Annotated in this window: 21 protein-coding genes and 1 pseudogene; 10 read left to right on the top strand and 12 right to left on the bottom strand. The window is 71.5% G+C overall.

Annotation, left to right across the window (positions count from 1 at the left end):
- The 3 genes and pseudogenes from HII36_RS42035 to HII36_RS42025 all read right to left on the bottom strand — a co-directional run.
- Positions 1–635, bottom strand: a pseudogene (locus tag HII36_RS42035) (hypothetical protein); the annotation flags it as partial.
- Positions 632–1,165, bottom strand: a complete 534-nt coding sequence (locus HII36_RS42030) for an RNA polymerase sigma factor (RefSeq protein WP_173528930.1) — start codon at positions 1,163–1,165, stop codon at positions 632–634. The gene HII36_RS42030 and the pseudogene HII36_RS42035, both read right to left, overlap by 4 nt.
- A gap of 77 nt (positions 1,166–1,242) precedes the next feature.
- A complete protein-coding gene (locus HII36_RS42025; protein ID WP_173528929.1) occupies positions 1,243–2,313 on the bottom strand; it encodes a thiolase C-terminal domain-containing protein in 1,071 nt (356 codons plus the stop codon).
- Positions 2,314–2,480: 167 nt separating this feature from the next.
- Here HII36_RS42025 and HII36_RS42020 point away from each other — a divergent pair, with 167 nt between their 5' ends.
- The gene (locus tag HII36_RS42020; RefSeq protein ID WP_173528928.1) at positions 2,481–4,301 is read left to right on the top strand and encodes a hypothetical protein; all 1,821 of its coding nucleotides are present in this window, start codon (positions 2,481–2,483) and stop codon (positions 4,299–4,301) included.
- Here the strand turns inward: HII36_RS42020 and HII36_RS42015 are convergent.
- Positions 4,294–4,893 (bottom strand): superoxide dismutase family protein, encoded by a 600-nt coding sequence (locus tag HII36_RS42015; protein WP_217370634.1) that lies wholly within the window; start codon positions 4,891–4,893, stop codon positions 4,294–4,296. The genes HII36_RS42020 and HII36_RS42015 overlap by 8 nt on opposite strands.
- 217 nt (positions 4,894–5,110) lie before the next feature.
- Between HII36_RS42015 and HII36_RS42010 the strand changes: the two genes are divergently transcribed.
- Positions 5,111–5,959 (top strand): LysR family transcriptional regulator, encoded by an 849-nt coding sequence (locus HII36_RS42010; protein ID WP_173528927.1) that lies wholly within the window; start codon positions 5,111–5,113, stop codon positions 5,957–5,959.
- A gap of 15 nt (positions 5,960–5,974) precedes the next feature.
- A complete protein-coding gene (locus HII36_RS42005; RefSeq protein ID WP_173528926.1) occupies positions 5,975–6,598 on the top strand; it encodes a MerR family transcriptional regulator in 624 nt (207 codons plus the stop codon).
- A 58-nt stretch (positions 6,599–6,656) separates the two neighbouring features.
- Here HII36_RS42005 and HII36_RS42000 read toward each other — a convergent pair whose 3' ends face one another.
- The 3 genes from HII36_RS42000 to HII36_RS41990 all read right to left on the bottom strand — a co-directional run bounded on the left by HII36_RS42000 (position 6,657) and on the right by HII36_RS41990 (position 8,129).
- A complete protein-coding gene (locus HII36_RS42000; protein WP_173528925.1) occupies positions 6,657–6,977 on the bottom strand; it encodes a helix-turn-helix domain-containing protein in 321 nt (106 codons plus the stop codon).
- On the bottom strand, positions 6,974–7,351 hold the full coding sequence (locus tag HII36_RS41995; RefSeq protein WP_173528924.1) for a type II toxin-antitoxin system RelE/ParE family toxin: 378 nt from the start codon (positions 7,349–7,351) through the stop codon (positions 6,974–6,976). The genes HII36_RS42000 and HII36_RS41995 overlap by 4 nt, the downstream gene beginning before the upstream one ends.
- A 103-nt stretch (positions 7,352–7,454) precedes the next feature.
- Positions 7,455–8,129 carry a ThuA domain-containing protein gene (locus HII36_RS41990; protein WP_173528923.1) on the bottom strand — a complete coding sequence of 225 codons (675 nt, stop codon included), beginning with the start codon at positions 8,127–8,129 and terminating at the stop codon, positions 7,455–7,457.
- Positions 8,130–8,220: 91 nt separating this feature from the next.
- Here HII36_RS41990 and HII36_RS41985 point away from each other — a divergent pair, with 91 nt between their 5' ends.
- Complete coding sequence (locus HII36_RS41985; RefSeq protein ID WP_407940860.1) at positions 8,221–9,111, top strand: RNA polymerase sigma-70 factor; 891 nt, start codon at positions 8,221–8,223, stop codon at positions 9,109–9,111.
- Positions 9,112–9,119: 8 nt separating this feature from the next.
- The gene (locus HII36_RS41980) at positions 9,120–9,881 is read left to right on the top strand and encodes an SDR family oxidoreductase (protein ID WP_173528922.1); all 762 of its coding nucleotides are present in this window, start codon (positions 9,120–9,122) and stop codon (positions 9,879–9,881) included.
- A gap of 40 nt (positions 9,882–9,921) precedes the next feature.
- On the opposite strand, the gene HII36_RS41975 is transcribed toward HII36_RS41980, so the two are convergent.
- Entirely contained in the window at positions 9,922–10,494 is a 573-nt protein-coding gene (locus tag HII36_RS41975; RefSeq protein ID WP_173528921.1) for a TetR/AcrR family transcriptional regulator, read from the bottom strand.
- Between the two features lie 84 nt (positions 10,495–10,578).
- Between HII36_RS41975 and HII36_RS41970 the strand changes: the two genes are divergently transcribed.
- Positions 10,579–12,228 (top strand): FAD-dependent oxidoreductase, encoded by a 1,650-nt coding sequence (locus tag HII36_RS41970; protein WP_173528920.1) that lies wholly within the window; start codon positions 10,579–10,581, stop codon positions 12,226–12,228.
- Positions 12,225–13,652 (top strand): ATP-binding protein, encoded by a 1,428-nt coding sequence (locus tag HII36_RS41965; protein ID WP_173528919.1) that lies wholly within the window; start codon positions 12,225–12,227, stop codon positions 13,650–13,652. The genes HII36_RS41970 and HII36_RS41965 overlap by 4 nt, the downstream gene beginning before the upstream one ends.
- Here HII36_RS41965 and HII36_RS41960 read toward each other — a convergent pair.
- Both HII36_RS41960 and HII36_RS41955 read right to left on the bottom strand, forming a co-directional pair.
- Positions 13,649–14,890, bottom strand: coding sequence for an alpha/beta fold hydrolase (locus HII36_RS41960; RefSeq protein WP_328808135.1), 1,242 nt, complete (start codon positions 14,888–14,890; stop codon positions 13,649–13,651). The two genes, HII36_RS41965 and HII36_RS41960, sit on opposite strands and share 4 nt — an antisense overlap.
- Before the next feature lie 9 nt (positions 14,891–14,899).
- The gene (locus HII36_RS41955; protein ID WP_173528918.1) at positions 14,900–15,820 is read right to left on the bottom strand and encodes a carbon-nitrogen hydrolase family protein; all 921 of its coding nucleotides are present in this window, start codon (positions 15,818–15,820) and stop codon (positions 14,900–14,902) included.
- A 126-nt stretch (positions 15,821–15,946) separates the two neighbouring features.
- Between HII36_RS41955 and HII36_RS41950 the strand changes: the two genes are divergently transcribed.
- Together HII36_RS41950 and HII36_RS41945 are read left to right on the top strand one after the other, a co-directional pair.
- A complete protein-coding gene (locus HII36_RS41950) occupies positions 15,947–17,002 on the top strand; it encodes an LLM class flavin-dependent oxidoreductase (RefSeq protein WP_173528917.1) in 1,056 nt (351 codons plus the stop codon).
- Between the two features lie 18 nt (positions 17,003–17,020).
- Positions 17,021–18,505 (top strand): AMP-binding protein, encoded by a 1,485-nt coding sequence (locus HII36_RS41945; protein WP_173528916.1) that lies wholly within the window; start codon positions 17,021–17,023, stop codon positions 18,503–18,505.
- Positions 18,506–18,515: 10 nt separating this feature from the next.
- Here HII36_RS41945 and HII36_RS41940 read toward each other — a convergent pair whose 3' ends face one another.
- Positions 18,516–19,424, bottom strand: coding sequence for a cyclase family protein (locus HII36_RS41940; RefSeq protein ID WP_173528915.1), 909 nt, complete (start codon positions 19,422–19,424; stop codon positions 18,516–18,518).
- A gap of 29 nt (positions 19,425–19,453) precedes the next feature.
- Between HII36_RS41940 and HII36_RS41935 the strand changes: the two genes are divergently transcribed.
- Positions 19,454–20,623 carry a serine hydrolase domain-containing protein gene (locus HII36_RS41935; protein WP_173528914.1) on the top strand — a complete coding sequence of 390 codons (1,170 nt, stop codon included), beginning with the start codon at positions 19,454–19,456 and terminating at the stop codon, positions 20,621–20,623.
- Positions 20,624–20,628: 5 nt separating this feature from the next.
- Here the strand turns inward: HII36_RS41935 and HII36_RS41930 are convergent.
- The coding region (locus tag HII36_RS41930) for an SDR family NAD(P)-dependent oxidoreductase (protein WP_173528913.1) at positions 20,629–21,233 on the bottom strand (605 nt) is incomplete at its 5' end.

Genomic DNA, 21,233 nt, shown 5'->3' with positions numbered 1-21,233 from the left:
ATCGGCTCCCCCGGCCCGTTGGCCGGCCCGGGCAGCGCGTAGCCCTCCCCCGGACGCGCGCCGCGGCCGAACTTCACGTCCGCCGCCTCGGCGAAGCCCACCGGGATCCTGATCACCAAAGCGCAGCCCGGGGTCTCCAGCGCGCAGTTCTCGGGTTCCCTGCCCACCCGCAGCGCACCCCCGGCCGCCGACTGCTCGACCACCATGCCGACCTGGCTCGGGGACACCGGCACGAGCTCCAGCTTCAGCCTGAGCCCGACGGTGGAGAAGCCCCGGGTGTACTTCTCGTGCTCGGCGTACGGGTCCTTGATCCTGGCCACCCACTGGCCGTCGACCTGCGTGATGTCCAGTTCGTCGCTGGTGTAGGAGACCGCGGTGGCCGGGCCGGTGAGCACGCCGGGCACGATCAGCGTGCCCGCGGCCAGCGCCGCCGCGGCGACCACGGTCACCAGCAGCCGGCGCGCCCACCACCCTCGCCTTCGCGATCGGACGTCCCATGCGGGCGTGGTGATCTCAGCAGGTGAGTCGGGGTCGGTCGCGAGGAGGTCGGTCAGCAGCGCCCGCGCCCCCGCGCCGGACGCCTGACCCGCCAGTTCCTCGTCCCTGACCCGCGCGAGCGGGCTCAGCTCGTTCATGCGCTCTCCACGGCCACTCGGTTGACGGCGATCCCGACGTCGGCCAGCGCGTGCGAGAAGCGGCGGCGTGCCCGGTAGAGCCGGATCCGCACGGCGTTGCGGGAACAGTTGAGGATCTTGGCGATCTGCCCGTGGTCCAGCCCCTCCCAGGCCACCAGTGACAGCAGCTCGCGGTCGTCCTCGGGCAGCGCGCCGAAGGCCCGCGCGATGTCGCTCAGCTCGACGCCGCACTCCGGCGTGCGGGCGTAGAGGTCGGCGATGTCGGTGTCGAGCCGGACGTTCCTGAGCCGCCGCCTGGCGTCCCCCCGCCGGTGGTTGGCCAGCACGTTCCTGGCCACCCCGTACAGCCAGAGCCTGGCCTCCCCGCCCCCTGGCAGGAGGTCCACGCGCCGCCAGGCGACCGCGAACGTCTCGGCCACCACGTCCGCCGCGTCCTCCGGGGAGTCGCAGCGCCGCATCGCGTAGCCGAGGATCTGTTCGTAGGTCTGGGCGTAGACGTCCTCGAACCGGCGTCTCCGGTCATCGTCCACGGGCTTCCTCGATCCACGGTAAGGGCGTCGGGCATCCCTTACATGTCGGCCACCCCGTCAGCATTTCAGGTGAATTTTCAGGCGGTGAGGAGCGCCGCGCTGCCGTATCCGCCGCCGAACCCCGTCACCAGCGCCACCTCGCGCCCCGACCGCAGTTCCCTGACCGCCTGGGCCACGTTGTTCAGCCCGTGCACGTAGCCCTCCGACAGCAGCCCGCCGTGCGGGTTCACCCAGGCGTGCCGCCGCTCCAGCAGGTACGGCCCGAGATCGGCCCGGCCGACCAGCCCGAAGTCCTCCAGCTGGCGCGGGACGAGCCAGGAGTAGGCGTCGTACGGCAGCGCCGCGTCCACGTCCGACGGCCGCATCCCGGAGGCCTGCCAGAGCATCGGCGCCACGTACGCGGAGAAGATCGCGGTGACGTCCTGCGCCCGGTCCATGGCCGAGCAGCCGGGCCCGCCGCCGCGCACCACCGCCCGGATCCGCGGCCCGTCGAGCACGCCGCTGACCAGCAGCGCGCACGCGCCGTCGGTCTCCTGGCAGCAGTCGGCGGTACGCAGCGGCGTGCACACGTACGGCTTGGCCAGGTAGTCGCCCAGCGCCAGCGGCTCCCTGCGCAGCGCCCTGGGATTGGCCTCGGCGTTGTCCCTGGACTGGGCGACGACGGCGTGCAGGTGTTCCCCGGTCAGCCCGGTGTCGTGCAGGTACCGGGTGGCGGCCAGCGCGAACAGCGGGATCGGCCCGGCCATCCCGTAGGTGAAGCGCTCCTGCGGGCCGGTGGAGACCGTGTTCATCCGGGTGCCCGAGCGGCCGTTCAGCGCCCGGTAGATCAGGACGTTCCTGGCCAGACCCGCGTGGATCAGCATCGCCGCGTCACCCAGGATGGACGCGGCCTGCGTCCCGCCGCCGGCGATGTCGTTGTGCCAGCCGAGCCGGTCGATGCCGAGCGCCCTGGCCACCTGGACCACCGGCGCGGAGTCGTTCATGTGGTAGCTGAGCAGCGCGTCCACGTCGCGGGCGTCGATCCCCGCGTCGGCGCAGGCGGCCAGGCACGCCTCGGTGGCGAGGTCCCGCTCGGTCCGGCCCGACCGCCTGGTCAGCGCGGTCATCCCGATTCCGGCCACGGCCGCCCGGCCGGCGAACGGCTGCATGCGCCCTCCCCTGGTCGCCCGCCGGGGACGGGGCGCGATTCCATCCCGGCGGGCGACGATCGTGGTGCCCGCGGGTCACGCTAACCGGCCGAGCCAGCGAAGACAAGCGCTTGCTCGGGTGGGCGGAGCATTACGATCATCTTTCTCACCCACGAGGAGGGCTCGGCGTGTTATGGCGGCGGCTGGGATGGTGGGTGGCCGGGATCTACCTGGCCACCGTGGCGACGGGCGCGGCGATCGGCTTCGCCGAAGGGGATCTCGGCCCGTACCAGCTGGCCGTGCTCTGGCTGCCGCAGGACGTCCTGCTCGCGGAGTTCGTCCGGCCTGACCCGGTCGTGGCGGTGGCCGGGCTGACCGTGGTCGCCGGGCTCAAGGCCTGGCTGTTCCAGCAGATCTTCACCGTGCCCGGGCGCCGGGCCCGGCCGGCCGACCGGCGGGTGGTCTGGCTGCGCCGCCTGCTCTACCTGGCCGTCGCCGAGATCCTGGTCCTCTGGCTCGTCACGTACCGGTTCCCCGACCTGACCGCGGAGGCCGTCGCCGGGGCTCTGTGGGCGCCCCTGTACGTACTGTTCGTGCTGGTGCTCGACTGGCGTTCGGCGGTCCTGCGCGGGCTCGCGCTCGTGACGGCCGGCCTCGCCGCGCTGTCCGTGGCAGGCCCCGCGCTCGACGAGATCCCCGGCGTGGACGTGCCCGAAGTTCTCTACATGCTCGCCATGACCGGCCTGCTCTGGCAGGTGCTGATCCTGGTGGGCCAGTGGCGCGACGGCCGCTGGAGCGACACCACCGTCAACGTCGGCCGCGTCTCGCTGGTGTTGTCGCTGATCACCATGTTGCTCGAAGCGGGCCTGCAGGCGTGGCTCGACCGCGCGGCGCCCGACACGATCCACGTCGCGGCGGCGGTCGGCGTGTTCCACGCGGTGTGGCTGGTCCGCTCGGCCCACGAGCTCGCCGGCCCCGAGACGACCGGCACGCCCGCGGGCGGCGGGCCGTCCCCGCTGATCAAGGCAGGCGCGGTGGCGGCCGTCCTCCTGCTGCTGCTCCCCCTGACGTTCGTCTCCGAGGCCGGACGCCAGGCCGCCGACGCCGGGCATGACGCCGGGCCGAACGCCGGGTGGGACGACGTGTGCGGCACGGACCGGATCGGGCAGCTCGGCTACGGCGACGCCAGGCCCGAGGACCGCGAGAAGGTCTTCCTCTGCCGGACCCGCTTCATGCGCGACGGCTTCCCGCCGCTGTTCCCCTCGGCCCTGTCCGACGAGGACGTGCTCGCCTACGGCAGGCGCCTGTGCACCGCCCGCGACGAGGCGGAGAAGCTGGCGGTGCTGAGCGAGGCGGGCAGCACCCGCGGGTGGGGCGTGGAGGACGAGACCCTGGTGTTCCTCTGCCCCGACGTGGTCGGCGCCAGAAAGCCCGACCTGCTGCTGTCGGCGGCGGACCAGGCGGAGAAGATGCGGGCGGAGTCGGCCGCCGACGAGGCCGAGCTGGCCGCCCAGTGCACGGACCCCTGGCCCGGGGTGCGCGCGGCGGCCCAGCGCACCGGCGTGCTGGACCTGGGCGAGGTCGGCGCGTACGCCGTCCACGACTACGCGGACGAAGCCGGGGAGGAGGACGTGTCCGACGTGACCCCGAAGGGCGGGCTCGTCGCCGCCGAGGGCTCCACCGCGTTCGTGCTGCCCCTCGGCGAGTCGGGACCCGTGTGCCTGACCGTGAAGGCGTTCGCCACGCGTCCCCCGCTGCGGCTCAAGGGCTGGGAGTACGTGGCCGAGGTCGGCGTGCTCAGCCGCACCGGTCACCTCGGCGTGCCCGAGCACGCCGCGTCGGGCGGCGGCGAGGAAGCCGAGACGCCGCCGCTCAACGCGGCGATCAAGGGCGCGGGACGCTACCGGCTGCGGGTCTACGCCGGCGGTTCAGGACCGCTGGAGCAGCATCTGCTCGTGATCTACCCGGGCCGGTCGGCCAGGCACGTCCAGTACCGCGGGCTTACTTGATCACTCCGCAGGCCACTCGGCCGCCGGCGTCGCCGGTCCGCAGCGTGGCCTCGTCCGGGCCGGTCGGGCTGTAGCGCTCGGGGATGTTGGCGTAGTTGTCGGGCAGCGCGTGCACCATGATCGCGCTGCCGTCGGCGTCGGTGAGCTGACTGAGCTTGAACCTGTCGGTGACGAAGGACAGCGAGCCGGCGCCGTCCTTGGCGACGAGCAGCGAGGGCAGGTCGCCGGAGTGGTCGCCGTGCCCGGCCTGCTCCAGGGCGAGGTGCCCGCCGGCGGTGAAGAACGGCGAGACCTTGCCGGTGGACGGGTCGATCGCGGCGGGATCGCAGACCCCGGTCGTGTGGACGTGGAAGCCGTGATAACCGGGCGCCAGGCCACGGAACGAGAACGACAACCGGGTCTTGCCGAATCCCTCGCGCATGACGCCGCCCCAGCCGACCGTCTTGCCCGAGACGTCGCGGACGACTACCGATAAGTGTTGTCCCCCGCCCGCCTGCGCCACCGCGGAGACCCCCGCGACGGCGACCCCGGCGACGAGCGCGGTGCAGACGGTCAGATGGATCCAGCCCAGCGCGCTGCGCGGCTTGAGCATCGAGAACCAGCTCCTCGTGAGCGAGAACGAATGGTCCACCCGAGAGTAAAGGGACGCGTGCGAGCAGCCCTCATAGCATTTTGGCCGGTAGGACAGGTTATGACGGGTCGACTGACGTCACCGGGAGGTAACTGAACACCTTCACCGCGGCTATCCCGCCCTGTAATGCCGAGGTGCGATCATCCGATAGCCCATCATCATCACGCCGAGGTGAGCGATGGATCTACGCTACGTCCGATATGCCATGGCGATCGCCCGCGCGGGCAGCCTGCGCCGCGCCTCGGCGGCGCTCGGCATCGCGCAGCCCACGCTGTCGGAGCAGCTCAAGGCGCTGGAGAAGGAGATCGGGGTCGAGTTGTTCAGCCGTTCGTCCAGCGGCGTGCAGCTCACCGAGGCGGGTGAGGTGTTCCTGGCCCAGGCCACCGTGGCGGTCGACGCCTACGAGCGGGCCGTGGCCGCGGCCCGCGGCACCGGGCAGACCACCAGGCTGGGCGTGGCCGACGGCCTGGCCGACGTGATGGCGCGGCTGCTGTCGCAGTTGCAGAACACGCGGCTGAGCGTGGTCCCCACCGGCACCGCCGAGCAGATCGTCTCGATCGTGGACGGCGCGCTGCAGGCCGGCCTCGGCTACGCGCCGGGTTCGCTGCCGAGGGGCGTGGCCCGCCTGCTAGTGCACAGGTACCCGGTGCGCGCGCTGCTGCCGCGCGGGCATCCGCTGGCCGGGCACGAGGCGTTGTCGCTGGCCGATCTCGCCGCCGAGCCGCTGATCATGCCGGAGTCCGACGCGGTGGCGGGGGCTCGGCGGTTCCTCGAAGGGTTCGTCCGGCATGGGCTGCATCCCAGGCTCGGGCCGTCGGCGGCCACGCACGATCTGGTGATGAACCAGGTGGAGTCGGGCGCGGGGTACGCGTTGTGCGTGCACGAGGGGGTGACGCTGCCCGAGGGGCTGGCGTTCGTCCCGATCAAGGAGGACGTGCCGCCGATCGAGGTGGTGCTGCTGTGGAACCGTCAGACGGAGGTGCACGACCTGGTCAGCGCGGCCCGTCACCTGGCCCGAACTGGATAGCGCTATTATCCATTGATGCGCATCTCCGAACTGAGTGCCGAGTCCGGCGTGGCCATCCCGACGATCAAGTACTACCTCCGGGAGGGCCTGCTGCATCAGGGCGAGCAGATGGCCGCGACCCGCGCCGACTACGACGCCTCCCACCTGCGCAGACTCCGCCTGATCAGGGCGCTGCTCGAGGTGGGCCGGCTGCCGGTGGCCTCGATCAAGCGCATCATCGAGGCGGTGGAGGACGAATCGCTGCCCATCCACCGCATGCTCGGCGTCGCGCACTACGCCATCGCCCCCAAGGTGGAACCCGAGTCCGGGGACGACTGGCAGGCGGCCAGGGCCGAGGTCGACGCGCTCGTCGCCGAGTGCGGCTGGAACGTCGGGCTCGACGCGCCCGCCCGCGACGAGCTGACCCAGACCGTGCTGCGCATGCGCCAGCTCGGCCTGTCGACCGACCTGTCGTACTACGCGCGGACCGCCCAGCGGCTGGTCGTCGAGCAGGAGATCGGCACGATCCCGTTCGACGGGCCGCGCGACGCCGCCGTGGAGGCCCTGGTGCTCGGCACGGTCCTGTACGGCAAGGCGTTCGACGCACTCCGCCGCCTGGCCCAGGAGTCCGAGTCGGCCCGCCTCCTGACACCCGAGTGACCCCCGGATCCTCGGTCGGCGGCAGCGCGCGCCGCCGGCCCGGATTCCGCCTGCCTGATCAGCTCACCTTGAGCTGCTCATCACCGAAGTCGGCGATGAGCTTGAGCGTGCCCCCAAGAGCAGCGACGTAGCGGTCGAGAACCTCCCGTGTGGAGACATCCCCGCCTTCGATCTGTGACACCCGCGCGATCGAGATCTCCATCCGCTCCGCCACCTGCGCCTGGGTCAGACCGCGGCGCTTACGCATCTCCGCCAGCCGCCAGCCCTGCGCTTCCGCCCGCGAGCGCTGCAGCTCACTCTCGAACCGCTCCTGGCCCCCGGCGCTCTCGATGGCACGCTCGAGGTGCCCGCTCTCACGCCAACGCCGATAGCCGCTCACGGGCCCAACTCCTTCTGCCGCTCCGTCAGGTATTCCTCGTACAACCGCTCGGCCTGGGGTATCGCCTGCTGATACCACCTCCGCCAGTTCCCCGCCTTGTCACCGGCGACCAGCAGTATGGCGGCGCGCCATGGGTCGAACACGAACAGAATGCGGATCTCGCTACGACCCGTGGATCCCGGTCGCAGCTCCTTCATATTGGGAATCTTGGCACCACTGACCGTGTCCACCAGGGGCCGCCCTTCCGATGGCCCGTTGCGCTCCAACACCAAGATCGCCTGGTTGACCGCCTTGTGTGAATCACGGTCGCTCTCATAGAGCTTGTCCAGAAAATCCCCCACCTCTTCGGTGAAGAAAATCTCCCACTCCTCCATCGTCGCGCCCCTCGCCGACCGTCAACTTAAGAATATCCTAAAGTCGCTCGGCGTTCCTCGCCGTGGGTTCACGCGTTCCGGTGTCGGACGGATCGGGTGCGTGTCAGTCGGAGATGGTCAGGGGGCGTTTGAGCAGCCAGAGGGCGGCGCGCTGGAGGAGGGTGCGGTGCACCTCGTTGTCGTAGGACCTGGTGTCGTGGCCCAGGGCGTCGTAGAAGACGCGGCCCCGGCGGACGTGCCTGGCCCAGATCAGGGGCTGGCCCATGGCGGAGGCCAGGGGGCGCACGTCGGGCAGGACGTCCAGGTCGCTGTACACCTCGTCCACCACGTCGAAGTCGCGCAGGCCCTCCGTCACCGGGTGCGTGCCGCGCACGCGTACGCCGGTCCAGCCGAGCGGCGGGTGGTGGGACTTGGGCCAGGACCAGCAGCCGCCGAGGACGCGCGGCCAGCCCTGCCAGTCGTCGAAGCAGATCGAGGCCGAGTGCATGCACAGCAGCCCGCCGCCGCGGTCGAGGTGGTCGAGCAGCGTGGTGCGCGCCTGGGCGGGTAAGTCGAAGCGCCACTCGTCACGCAGGTCGGCGAACCGGTCCTGGCCCATCTGCCAGCGCAGCGCGTTGACGGTGATGAGCTGGACCTCGGACGGTTCGCTCAGCGCGCCCGCGATGTCCTCGGTGATCTCCGACTCGATTCCCGCTTCGGCCAGCACCTGGGCGAGCGCCGCCGAGGTGGCGTCGAAGTCGTGGAACAGTCCTCCAGACAGGATCAGATTTCTCGCCACTTGCCAAGCTCATCATGGTTATCCCGGCATTTCCACCCATAGGCCGCCCCCGGCCCGCCTGCCGCGCCGTCCTGGCGGCATGATGCGAATCGTGGACTTCGAGGATTACCGCCCCATGCTGCTCGGGCTGGCCTACCGGTTGCTGGGCAGCATGTGGGACGCGGAAGACATCGTCCAGGAGGCCTGGCTGCGCTGGCAGGGCACCGACCAGAGCCAGGTCAGGGAGCCGCGGGCGTTCCTGGTGACCGTGGTGTCGCGGCTGGCGCTCGACCAGTTGCGTTCCGCCCGGGTGAAGCGGGAGGCGTACACCGGGCCGTGGCTGCCGGAGCCCGTCCTGACCTCTCAGGCCGGGCCGCTGGACACCGCGGAGCTGCGCGACACCGTCTCCTACGCGACGCTGCACATGATGGAGAAGCTGTCGCCGCCGGAGCGGGCGGTGTTCGTGCTGCGCGAGGCGTTCGAGCTGCCCTACGACGAGATCGCCGAGATCGTCGGCTCCTCGGTGGCCAACGCCAGGCAGATGCACCACCGCGCCTCGGTGCGCGTGTCGGAGGGCCGCGACCGCTTCACGCCGTCCACGGAGGATCACGCCAGGCTGCTGCGGAGCTTCATGGAGGCCGCCGAGCGCGGCGACCTCGAATCGCTCACCGAGCTGTTCCACGAGGACGTGGTGGCCTGGAACGACGGCGGCGGCAGGGTCAGGGCGGCGCTGCGGCCGATCCTCGGCCGGCGCAAGGTGCTGGCCTTCTTCAGCGGCGTGGTGGCCCGCTACGAGACGCACGAGGTGCGGCTCATCGAGGTCAACGGCCACCCCGCGCTGCTGGCGCGCCTGGGCGAGAACAGCCAGCTCATCACCTTCGCCGTCAAGGACGGCAGGATCTCGCACCTGTACGGGCTGGCCAACCCGGACAAGCTGGCCCGCGTCATGCCCGAGGGACACGTTCCCGGCGACCCGCCCGGCCCCGGCCAGGACGATCTATAGTCGCCCCTATGGATCTCGGCATCTCCGGCAAGGTCGCACTCGTCACCGGCGGCAGCGCGGGCATCGGCCTGGCCGCGGCCAAGAGCCTGGCCAGGGAGGGCTGTGCCGTCTGCGTCAGCGCGCGCAACCCGGAACGGCTCGCCGACGCGGTCGTGGCGCTGCAGGAGTTCGGCGGCGTGGTGCACGCCGTGCTGGCCGACGTGGAGCACCCGGACGCCGCGCAGCGGGTGGTCGACGAGACCCGCGACGTGCTCGGCCCGGTCGACATCCTGGTGGCCAACGCCGGTGGTCCGCCGCCCGGCCGCTTCGACCAGGCGAGCCCGGCCGACTGGGACGTGGCCGTCCAGCGCAACCTGCTCGGCACGGTCCGGCTGATCAGGGCCGTGCTGCCGGAGATGCGCTCGCGCGGCTGGGGCCGGATCGTCACGATCACCAGCAGGTCGGCCAGGGAGGCGCTCGACGGCCTGGCGCTGTCGAACGCCACCCGCTCGGCCGTGGCGGGCATCGTGCGTACCGTGGCGCGCGAGGCGGGCCGCGACGGCGTGCTGGTCAACAACGTGATGCCGGGCCCGATCGACACCGAGCGGCTGCGCGCGACGGCCGGCGGCGACGCCGGGCTGGCCGAGCGCGCCGCACAGGTGCCGGTCGGCCGGGTCGGGCGGCCGGAGGAGGTCGGCGACGTGGTGGCGTTCCTGGCCGGCGAGCGGGCCTCGTTCGTGAACGGCGTCTCGCTGCTGGTGGACGGCGGCGAGGCGCACGTCATCGCCTGAAGCGCGTGATCACCTGAGGCACGTCACCACCTGAGGCACGTCACCGCCTGAAGAGGGTCCCCACGATCGCGGCCGCCCAGTCCTCGTCGGCGTCGGGCAGGTCCACGAAGTACGACAGGTTCGCCCGGTGGAAGCAGGCGCCCAGCAGCAGGCTCGCCGCCGCGTCGGGGTCGAGGCCGGGGTCGAGCCTGCCCAGCTCCCGCTCGGCCCGCAGGATCTCGGCCACCGCCAGGATCGGCATGTGCGGCCCGCTGCCGAGCCCGGCCAGCATGGCCTTGAACCCGGCCATGAGCGACGGGTCGGCCATCATGCCGGAGGCGATGGTCGCGACGCCGGTGTAGAACTCCAGCGCGGCCAGGGCGAACTCGGTGAAGTTCGCGCTCACGTCCCCCTCGCCCTGGCGCAGGCGCAGCCGGGCCAGCGCCGGGCGCATGGCCGGCATCCGTTCCAGCACGACGGCCATGAACAACGACTCCTTGCCGGGGAAGTGCTTGTAGAGCAGCGCCTCGGAGCAGCCGGCCTGCCTGGCGATGCGCCTGGTCGTCGCGCCGGTGATGCCGAACTCGCGAATCACCTGCTCAGCGGCCTCGACCAGGCGTTCGCGTGTGTTCATCCGCCCATGATAAGAGCGCGTGACCGAAGATCCACGCGACCATGACATCCTTCCCATAGAGACCACTGGGGAGAAGGTAGGGGAATGGACAAGCCGGTCATCGTGACGGTCGACGACGATCCGGGCGTTTCACGGGCGGTGGCCCGCGACCTCAGGCGCCGTTACGGTCAGCAGTACAGGATCGTCCGCGCCGAGGCCGCCGAGCAGGGCATCGAGGCGGTCAAGGAGATGCGCCTGCGCGGCGACGAGGTGGCGGCCATCCTCGCGGACTACCGGATGCCGCAGATGAACGGCGTGCAGTTCCTCGAGGCCGCGATGGACATGTATCCGTACGCCCGCAGGGTGCTGCTGACCGCCTACGCCGACACCGACGCGGCGATCCAGGCGATCAACGTGGTCGACCTCGATCATTACCTGCTGAAGCCGTGGGACCCGCCGGAGGAGAAGTTCTACCCGGTGATCGACGGCCAGCTCGACGCCTGGCAGCGTACCGAGCGGGTGGAGCGTTCTGAGTTGCGGGTGGTGGGCGACCGCTGGTCGGCGCGGTCGTACCAGGTGCGTGACTTCCTGGCCCGCAACCACGTGCCGTACCAGTGGATGCTGGCGGAGGACCCCGACGGCGCGCAGCTCGTCGCGGCGGTGGGCGACGAGTGCCACCTGCCGCTGGTGGTCACCGCCGACGGCGAGACGATGCAGTCGCCCGACCAGGCGACGCTGGCCGCGGCCGTGGGCCTGTCGACCGTGCCGGCCACCGACTTCTACGACCTGATCGTGGTGGGCGGCGGCCCGGCCGGGCTGGGCGCGGCCGTGTACGGCGCGTCGGAGGGCCTGCGGACCGTGCTGGTCGAGGCGCACGCCTCGGGCGGCCAGGCCGGGCAGAGCTCCAGGATCGAGAACTACCTGGGCTTCCCCGACGGCGTGTCGGGCCAGCAGCTGGCCGACCGGGCGCGCAGGCAGGCGATGAAGTTCGGCGCGGAGCTGCTCACCGCGCGCAAGGTCACCCGGCTGGAGCCGCGCGGCAACGCCAGGGTGGTCGGCTTCAAGGACGGCGGCGAGATCGCCGCGCACGCGGTGATCCTGGCCACCGGCGTCACCTACCGGCGGCTGGAGGCCCCCGGCCTGGACGACTTCGTCGGCCGCGGCGTCTTCTACGGCGCCGCCCTGACCGAGGCGCCGGCCTGCTCCGACACCGAGGTCTACATCGTCGGCGCGGCCAACTCGGCCGGGCAGGCGGCCGTCTACCTGGCGGGATTCGCGAGCAAGGTCCATCTGTTGGTGCGTAGTGACGGTTTGGAGAAGTCCATGTCGCACTACCTGATCGAGCAGATCGCCGCGCACGCCAACATCGAGGTGCACACCGAGACCCAGGTCGTGGCCGGGCACGGCGACGGCCACCTGCAGCGGCTCACGCTGTCGACCAAGGGCGAGGAACGCACGGTCGAGTCGCAGTTCCTGTTCGTGTTCATCGGGGCCGAGCCGTACACCTCGTGGCTGGGCGACACGGTCGAGCGCGACGAGAAGGGGTTCGTGCTGACCGGGCCCGACCTGTTGCAGGGCGGCAAGCGGCCGCGCAACTGGCCGCTGCGCCGCGAGCCGTACTTCCTGGAGACCAACGTGCCCGGCGTGCTGGCCGCCGGTGACGTGCGGGCCGAGTCGATCAAGCGGGTGGCCTCGGCCGTCGGCGAAGGCGCGATGGCGGTCTCCCTCGTGCACCGCTACCTGGAGAAGCAATGAGCAGCATCGACATAGACGAACTACGCAAGCTCTTCCTGTTCGAGCGGCTGACGGACGAGCAGCTCACCAAGCTCGCCACCTCGGGCCAGGTCAAGCGGTTCGCCCAGGACGAGGACATCGTCACGCAGGGCGATCCGGCCGAGTGCTTCGCGGTGCTGATCGAGGGCGAGGTGCAGATGCTCAACCAGACGGTGACGGCGGGCGTCGTCGCCATGCCGCGCACCTCCCAGCCGGGCGTCTACGGCGGCGCGACCTCGGCCTACCTGGGCGACCGGGCGCCGCAGACCTACCAGCACACGCTGCGCGCCACCGCGCCGTCGCGGATGTTCATGTTGCCGGCCAAGAAGTTCGCCTACATCGTGGCCGAGTGGTTCCCGATGGCGATGCACCTGCTCGACGGCCTGATGTCGGGCGGCAGGATGCAGCGGGAGGTCATCGACAGGCGGCAGCGTCTCACCGCGCTCGGCACGATCACCGCGGGGCTCACGCACGAGCTGAACAACCCGGCGGCGGCCGCCGTGCGCGCGGTCAGCGAGCTGCGCCAGCTCATCAAGGCCTCACGCATCCAGCTCGCCCAGCTCGCCGAGGCGGGCATCCCGCCGGAGAAGCTGCGCACGCTGATCGAGGCGCAGGAGAACTGCACGAACGCGCTGGGCAACCAGCCGCAGCGCTCCCCGCTGGAGATCTCCGACGCCGAGGACGCACTGGGCGAGGAACTGGACGAGCTCGGCGTCGAGGACGCGTGGGAGCTGGCCCCGGCACTGGTCAACGCCGGTTTCAGCAGCGAGTACCTGCACGAGATCCGCGACAAGGTGGGCGCCGAGCACACCCCGGCCGCGCTGCACTGGCTGGCCGAGGCGATCGAGATCTCGCAGATGCTCAGCGAGGTGACCGAGGCCACCGAGCGGATCACCTCGCTGATCCGCTCGGCCAAGCAGTATTCGCAGATGGACCGGGCCCCGTTCCAGCAGGTCGACCTGCACGACCTGATCGACAGCACGGTGGCCATCTTCCGCGGCAAGATCCCGCCGGGCGTGACCGTGGTCACCGACTACGACCGCACGCTGCCGCCCATCCCCTGCTACGCCGGCGAGCTGAACCAGGTCTGGACGAACCTGATCCACAACGCGCTCGACGCCATGGGCGAGTCGGGCACGCTGACCGTCCGCACCTCCCACGACGAGGACGAGGCCATCGTGGAGATCGGCGACACCGGCCCCGGCGTTCCCGACGCGATCAAGGACCGGATCTTCGAGCCGTTCTTCACCACCAAGAGCGTGGGCGAGGGCACCGGGCTCGGCCTGGACATCTCGTACCGGATCGTGGCCGGGCGGCACAGCGGCGAGATCAAGGTCCGGTCGGTGCCCGGTGACACCTGGTTCGAGGTGCGGTTGCCGCTGCGCGAGCAGCAGGCCACGTCCTAGACCGGCCCGCGCGCCAGTTCCATGAGCCTGGGCACGACGCGGTCGGCGGCGACCCGGAACGCGTCGTGCTCGAACTCGTTGGTCACCCACAGCCGGACGTTGCCGACGCGCTCGGCGGTGTCGATCGACAGGCCGACGTCGACGTACATGTCGTCGTGGTAGGCGACGGCCGCGACCGGCACCTGGTTGGCGGCCAGCCGCTCCAGGTCGTACAGGAGCGGCCAGTCGCCGGCGTGCGCCAGCCGCTCGGCGGCGCCCTGGAACGGGCGCAGCGCCCGGATCTCCTCGAACATCCAGGGGTAGATCATCTCCCCGGTGAACATCTCCGGGTCGTCGAAGTCGGCGGGCTTGAGCCGCTGCGCCGACCAGGCGGGCCCGGCGCCCTGGGCGTAGCAGTGCTCGTGCAGGACGGCGTAGATCGGCGTGTCCACGAAGCCGGTGGCGGTCATCACCGAGTACAGGAACTCGTCGGTCAGCCGGGTGCCCGCCGACCAGGCCTCGTCGACCAGCCAGTGCAGGCTCTCCATGCCGTCGCCGGTGCCCAGCCGCATGCCGAGGGTCTTGAACCTGTCGACGGTGAGCCTGTCGCCGTCGGGCAGCATGACCTTGGTCTCCGCCAGGTGCTCGGCGATGCGCCTGACCTTGGCGGCGTCGCCGGGGTAGCGGCGGTAGTAGCGGCGGACCTTGCCGCGCACGTGCTCGTACGTGCGGGTGTACAGGACGTCGGCGCTCACGTCGAGCCCGGGCGTGCCGCCGGTGATGTAGCAGGCCTTCAGCGCCTCGGGGGCGACGGACAGGTAGGTGTAGGTGATGAAGCCGCCGTAGCTCTGGCCCCAGGTCTCCCACTGCTCGACGCCGAGCGAGCGGCGGATGTGCTCGCAGTCGGCCACGATGGCGTCGGCGCGGAAGTGCCGCAGATAGTCCGCGATCTCGGCGTCCGAGCCCTGGATCGTGGCGGCCGTGACCGGCGTGCTGCGGCCGGTGCCGCGCTGGTCGAGCAGCAGCACGCGATGCGTCTTGAGCACGTGCGCCCAGTGCGCCTGGCCGGTGAGCCTGGGCGACTTGCCGCCGGGGCCGCCTTGCAGGAACAGCATCCAGGGCAGGTCCTGGCCGGCGGTGGCCGGGTCTCGGATCTCGCGGGCGAACACCTGGATCGTGCGGCCATCGGGGTCGCCGTGGTCGAGCGGAACGGTGAACTCGTGATCTGTGGCGGTGAGGCCAGGCATGCTGATTGTCACTCGATCAGCCTATTGGCGGAACTCGGCCGGGTTGAGCCGGCGGCGGTCCACCTCCAGGCGGAACACGTCCGGCCGGTTGTAGTGCCCGGCAGGGTCGAAGTTCTGCCGTTCGCCGCGTACCTGCGCCGGGTCGGCGTCCGCCCAGATCAGGCGCTCCTCGCCGGACACCGGGGGCACGATCCACGCGCCGTCGGGCCCGGCGATGGCCGAGCCGCCGTCGTAGCCGGACTCGATCGCGGTCAGCCGCTCGTGGAAGGGGAAGTCGGACGGCACGTCCTGGTAGGAGATCAGCGCGCCGGCCGCCAGCGAGTAGACGCGGCCCTCCCTGGCGATGAACCTGGTGATGTCCCTGGTCAGGCCGGTCGAGCCGGGCCAGACCGACACGTGCACGTCGGTGCCCTGGGCGTAGACGGACTGGCGGGCCAGCGGCATCCAGTTCTCCCAGCAGTTCAGCCCGCTCACGCGGACGTCGCCGACCTGGTGGACCCGGAGGCCGTGGCCGTCGCCCGTGCCCCAGACCAGGCGTTCCTCGTAGGTGGGCATGAGCTTGCGGTGCGCGCCGACGAGACCGTGCTCCGGCGAGATCGCGACCAGGGTGCAGTAGACCGTGCCGCGGGCCCGCTCGCTGATGCCGAGGTAGGTGAACACGCCCAGGTCGCGGACGGCCTCGGTGATCGTCTGCAGTTCGGGTCCGGCCAGTTCGACGGCGGCGTCCAGGTAGTACGCGTACGCCTGCTTCTGCAGCGGGTCGTCGAACGTCGCGCCGCCGGTGTGGGTCAGCCAGAACGGGTAGCCGGACAGGAACGTCTCGGGGAAGGCGAGCAGGTCCACGTCCTGGGCCCGGGCCTGGTGGAGGAGGTCGACGACCTTGCGGGTGCCGGCCTCGGGGGCGAGCCAGGGGCAGCGGGCTTGCGCGGCAGCGATACGCATTTTCCGGACTTTAGCTGACATCGGGGCGCACGAGTCAGCCCTGGACGGAAGTGGCTCTCCCCGTGGTACGCTCCCAAGCGAGCGCTTGGTTTCCACGCTTGGATTTCACCGCTGAGAGGCCGCCGCATGAAGTTCTCCACCTTCCACCTCTTCCACCGCTTCGACGGCCAGAGCTTCAAGGACGTCTACGACTACCACCTGGAGCTCATCGAACTGGCCGAGGAACTGGGGTTCGACGGGGTGCGGCTGGCGGAGCACCACTTCCGCGACTACGGCGTCGTGCCGAACCTGTTCACCATGCTCGCCCACGCCGCCGCCCGCACCGAGCGGATCAGGCTGGGCACCGGCATCGTCGTGCTGCCGCTGCACAACCCGATCCACGTGGCCGAGGAGGCCGCGCAGGTGGACGTGCTCTCCGGCGGACGGCTCGACCTGGGCATCGGACGCGGATACCAGAGCTTCGAGTTCGAGGGCTTCGGCATCGACCTGGCCGAGGCCCGCGACAGGTTCAACGAGGCGCTGGAGGTCGTGCTCGGGCTCTGGACGCAGGAGGCGTTCCAGCACGAGGGCAAGTTCTACAAGACCGGCACCGAGGTATCGCTCGCGCCCCGGCCGCTGCAGTCGCCGTACCCGCCGATCCACGTGGCCGCCGTCTCGCCGGAGACCGTGACCATGTACGCCGAGCGCGGCCTGCCCATCCTGGCCGACCCGGCGGCGCCGTTCAGGAAGGTGGTCAAGGCGGCGCGGACCTGGCGCGAGACCGCCGCGCAGGCCGGGCACCCGCCGCAGGCCGACCTGGTGGTGGCCCGCAGCGTGTACGTCGCGCCCACGGTCGAGCAGGCCCGCGCCGACCAGGCCCGCTTCGAGGCCTCCTTCGACCGCTCGCGCATCTTCAACGAGAAGAGCGCGCCCATCGACCCGAGGACCGGCCGGGCGGCCCAGGGCTTCGAGTACTACCAGGACCGCTATCTCAAGGGCGGCACGGTCTCGGCGGACTTCCGCTGGGAGCAGCTGGAGGTCATCGGCGACCCGGCCCGGGTGATCGAGCAGATCTCCGTCCTGCGCGAGGCCGGCTTCACCAGCCTGCTGTGCGACTTCGGCAGCACCAGGCCGCTGCCGCTGGAGGAGATGAAGCAGGTCATGCGGTTCTTCGCGGCCGAGGTCATGCCCGCATTCCACTGACGCTCTCCGGAGGCGAAGATGATCCACAGTCTGTCGTTGTCCGACGTCCTCGCCGACCACGCCCGCAGCCGTCCGCTGGTGACGGCCGTGGTGGACGGCGAGGTCCGGCTCACCTACCCCGAGCTCGACGCCCGCGTCTCGCGCCTGGCCGGGGCGCTGGCGGCGCGCGGCGTGACGGCCGGCGAGCGGGTGCTCTGGCTCGGCCGGAACTCGCACGCGGTCCTGGAGTGCCTGCTCGCCTGCTCGCGGCTGGGCGCGATCTTCTGCCCGGCCAACTGGCGGCAGTCGGCGGACGAGCTGCGTTTCGTCCTGGACGACCTCGGCCCGCGCGTGGTCGTCTGGGAGCCGTCCGAGACGACCACGGCCCTGCGCGGCGACGGCTGGGTGCAGGCCGGCGAGGAGTACGAGGCGCTGGTCGCGGGCGGTCGGGACGGCGGGTTCCCCGGCGTGCCCGACACCGAGCCGGTGCTCGCCCTCTACACCGCCGCCTTCGCTGGCCGGCCCAGCGCCGCGTTGCTGAGCAGCGCCGCGCTCGTCGCGCACAGCACGTCGCTGCTGGTCGTGCGCCAGATGGAGCCGGGCTTCACGTTCCTCAACAACGGGCCGCTCTTCCACGTCGGCACGATGATGTTCTGCCTGGCCACCCTGCAGATCGGCGGCACGAACGTGTTCACCCCCGCCTTCGAGGCCGAGGAGGTGTGCCGGCTGATCGACGCCGAGCGGGTGACGCAGGCGTTCCTGTTCGGCCAGATGATCGACGCGGTCGCGGCGGCGAACGCGGGCGGCAAGTACGACCTGTCCTCGCTGCGCTTCGTGTCGCACTCCGCCGAGTGGGACGCCATGATCACGGTGGACGACTCGCCGTGGTGCCGCTCCAAGATGGGCGGGTACGGGCAGACCGAGGTGGGCGGCATGCTCACGTTCCTCGGCCTGGCGCCCGGCGGCACGGGGTTCGCGGGTCGGCCGTCGCCGCTGGTCCAGGTCCGCATTCTCGGGCCGGACGGCGCGGAGATGCCGCCGGGCGAGACCGGGGAGATCTGTGCGCGCGGCAAAACCCTCTTTTCCGGATATTTCGCCCGGCCCGACTTAAATGCGGAAAAGTTCGTCTACGACTGGCACCACACCGGCGACCTCGGCCGCCGCGAACCCGACGGCACCATCACCTTCATCGGCCCGAAACTCCGCATGATCAAGTCCGGCAACGAGAACGTCTACCCGGCCGAGGTCGAACGCGTGCTCAAGACCCACCCGGCCGTGGCGGACGCGGCCGTCATCGGCGTCCCGGACGAGACCTGGCACCAGGCGGTCAAGGCCGTCGTCGTGCTCAGGCCCGGCACCGCCGTCACCGCCGACGAGGTGATCGCGCACGTGCGGGCGGAACTGGCGTCGTACAAGAAGCCCAGGCACGTGGCGTTCGCGGACGCGATACCCAAGCGCGGCTTCACCCCCGACTACGACGCGCTCGACGCCGCGCACGGCGGCGGCGACTACCCGGGCGCCTGACCCGGCGCGCTCACAGGACGGCCAGCGGGTTGACCGGGCTGCCGGTGCCGCCCTCGATCTTCAGCGGCGCCACCACGAACACGAACTCCGTCCGTCCCGACGCGCTCAGCTCCTCCAGCCAGAGCATCTCGATCAGGTGGATCCCGTGCCGGTGCAGCAGCACCAGGTGCAGGTCGTCGTCGAGGGACTCGGCGGCGCGCTGGTGCCCGTCGAGCCCGCCGATCGCGGCGTTGTCGCAGGCCACCGCGGCGACGTCGCGCTCGGCCAGCCACCGCCCGGCCGCCGCCGACAGTCCCGGCTGCCCCGACCAGTACTCCTCGGGCGAGCGCGCCCACACCCGGGGCCAGCCGGTACGGATCACCGCCACGTCTCCGGGACGCGGCTCCGCGAGCTCCGCCAGCAGCTCGGCGGGGATGCGGAAGTCCACCGGCAGGTGCTCGACGCCGAGGCCGCGCGGCACGTCGAACAGCACGCCCCTGGCCACCACGCCGCCCACCTGCTCGATCCCGCACCGTCCCGCGCCGTAGGAGCGCACCCGGGCCGCCGGATGGCCGTTGTACAGCTCGTCTCCCGACCACATGTGGCACAGCGCGTCCATGTGGGTGGTGGTGCCGTGGTGGGTGACGATCAGGGCGTCGTCCGCCATCCGCAGCCCGGCCCCGATCGGGCGCGCGCCGGCCGCGTAGTCGCCGCCGTCCACGGACATGAAGTGCTGCGGCAGCGGACGCCCGCGCAGGTGCGGCACGGTCGACGGCGCCGCCGAGGAGGTGGCGCCCCTGATCGGCATGGCCAGGCTGAGCACCTCGCCGCTGGTCGCGGCGGCCAGCGCGGCCAGGACCACCGGCGGGGTGAGCAGGTTCAGGGTGCCACGCTGGTCCTCTGGGCCGAATCTGCCCCAGTTGTTAGGCTCTGCAACCAAGTAAGCGCTTCCTTTCCAGCGGAGGTCTGATGTACTGCGATCCTCGGTTCTCCCGGGTCCGCGAGGTGTTCGAGCGCCATTTCGCCGACGGCGAGGAGCTCGGCGCCGCGTTCGCCGTCTACCTGGACGGCGAGCTCGTGGTCGACCTGTGGGACGGCGTCGCCGACCGGCACACCGGACGAACCTGGGCGCAGGACACCCCGGCCTTCACCTACTCCTGCACCAAGGCGGTGACCGCCACCGTCCTGCTGCAGCTCGCCGAGCGCGGGCTGGTGGACGTGACCGCGCCGGTCGCGGACGTCTGGCCGGAGTTCGCCGCGCACGGCAAGGGCGCGATCACCGTCGAGCACCTGCTCACCCACCAGGCGGGGCTGCCGACGGTCGAGGACCCGGTGCCGGTGGAGCAGTTCGAGGACCACCCGGCCATCGCCGCCAGGCTGGCCGGGCAGGCGCCGATCTGGGAGCCGGGGACGGCGCACGGGTACCACGCGCTGACCTACGGCTTCCTGCTCGGCGAGGTGATCAGGCGGGTGACGGGCAAGTCCGTGGGCGAGCTGGTCGCGGCGGAGATCGCCGGGCCGCTGGAGCTGGAGTTGTGGGTGGGCGCGCCGGCCCCGGTCATCGCCCGCACGGCCAGGCTCAAGGCCGGCGACCGCCCCGCCCCCGGCCCCGATTCCGCTCCCGCCGCCGAGGCGGTGGACGGACGACCGCCGGACGTGCTCGCCGAGATGACCAAGGCCGCCCTCGACCCGCACAGCCTGATGAACCGGGCACTCGGCAACCCCGGCATGCACCGGCTCAAGGGCGGCGCCAACCACCCGGTCATCCTGCGTACCGGCTGGCCGGCGGCCGGGATGGTCACCACGGCCAGGGGCCTGGCCGGCTTCTACCGCGCGCTGATCGCCGGCGACCTGCTGCGCCCCGAGACCCTGGCCGACGCCACCCGCCGCCGGGTGCACGGCCCCGACCGGGTGCTGTTCCTCGACAGCGCGTTCGGCCTGGGGTACATGGTGCCGTCGCTGACGTACCCGATGCCGTCGGAGACCGCGTTCGGCCACAGCGGGATGGGCGGCTCGCTCGGGATGGGCGACGCGCGGCACGGGCTGGCGATCGGATACGTCATGAACCGGATGGCCGGCGCGGTCTCCGGCAGCCTGCGCGCCATCCGGCTGGCCGAGGCCGTCTACAAGAGCCTGTGATCGCTTCACTGCATCGTGACGCCGCCGCTCACCGACAGGGTCTGGCCGGTGACGTAGGCGGCGCGGTCCGTGCACAGATAGGCGACCAGGCCCGCGACGTCGGCGGGCGTCCCGAGCCGGCGTAGCGGGATGCCCCGGGCGATCTTGTCGACCAGCCCGGGCTCGGCGGCGGAGATCCGGCGCAACATCGGGGTGTCGGTCGGCCCCGGGCAGACGACGTTGGACGTGACGTTCGCCCTGGCCGCCTCCCTGGCCAGCGTCTTGGCCAGGCCGAACAGGCCCGCCTTGGTCGCCGCGTAGGCGCCCTCGCCGCCCGAGCCGGCGCGGGCGCCGTCGGAGGAGATGAACACCAGCCGGCCCCAGCCGCCGGCCATCATGGCGGGGAGCAGCAGCTTCGTCATGAGCATGGGGCCGCGCAGGTTGACCCGCCACATGAGGTCCCAGGCCGCCGGGTCGCCGTCCACGAACGGCTCGACCACGGAGACGCCGGCGTTGTGCACCAGGATGTCGACGTGCCCGGCGGCCCGGCAGAACGCCTCGACGGACTCGGGCACTCCCAGGTCCACCTCCATCGCCGTCACTCCCCCGCCGTCCCCCGCCGGCCCGGGGG

The sequence above is a fragment of the Nonomuraea antri genome, from assembly GCF_013283785.1.
GTDB classification, from domain to species: domain Bacteria; phylum Actinomycetota; class Actinomycetes; order Streptosporangiales; family Streptosporangiaceae; genus Nonomuraea; species Nonomuraea antri.
This window is presented reverse-complemented; position numbering and strand designations above follow the sequence as displayed.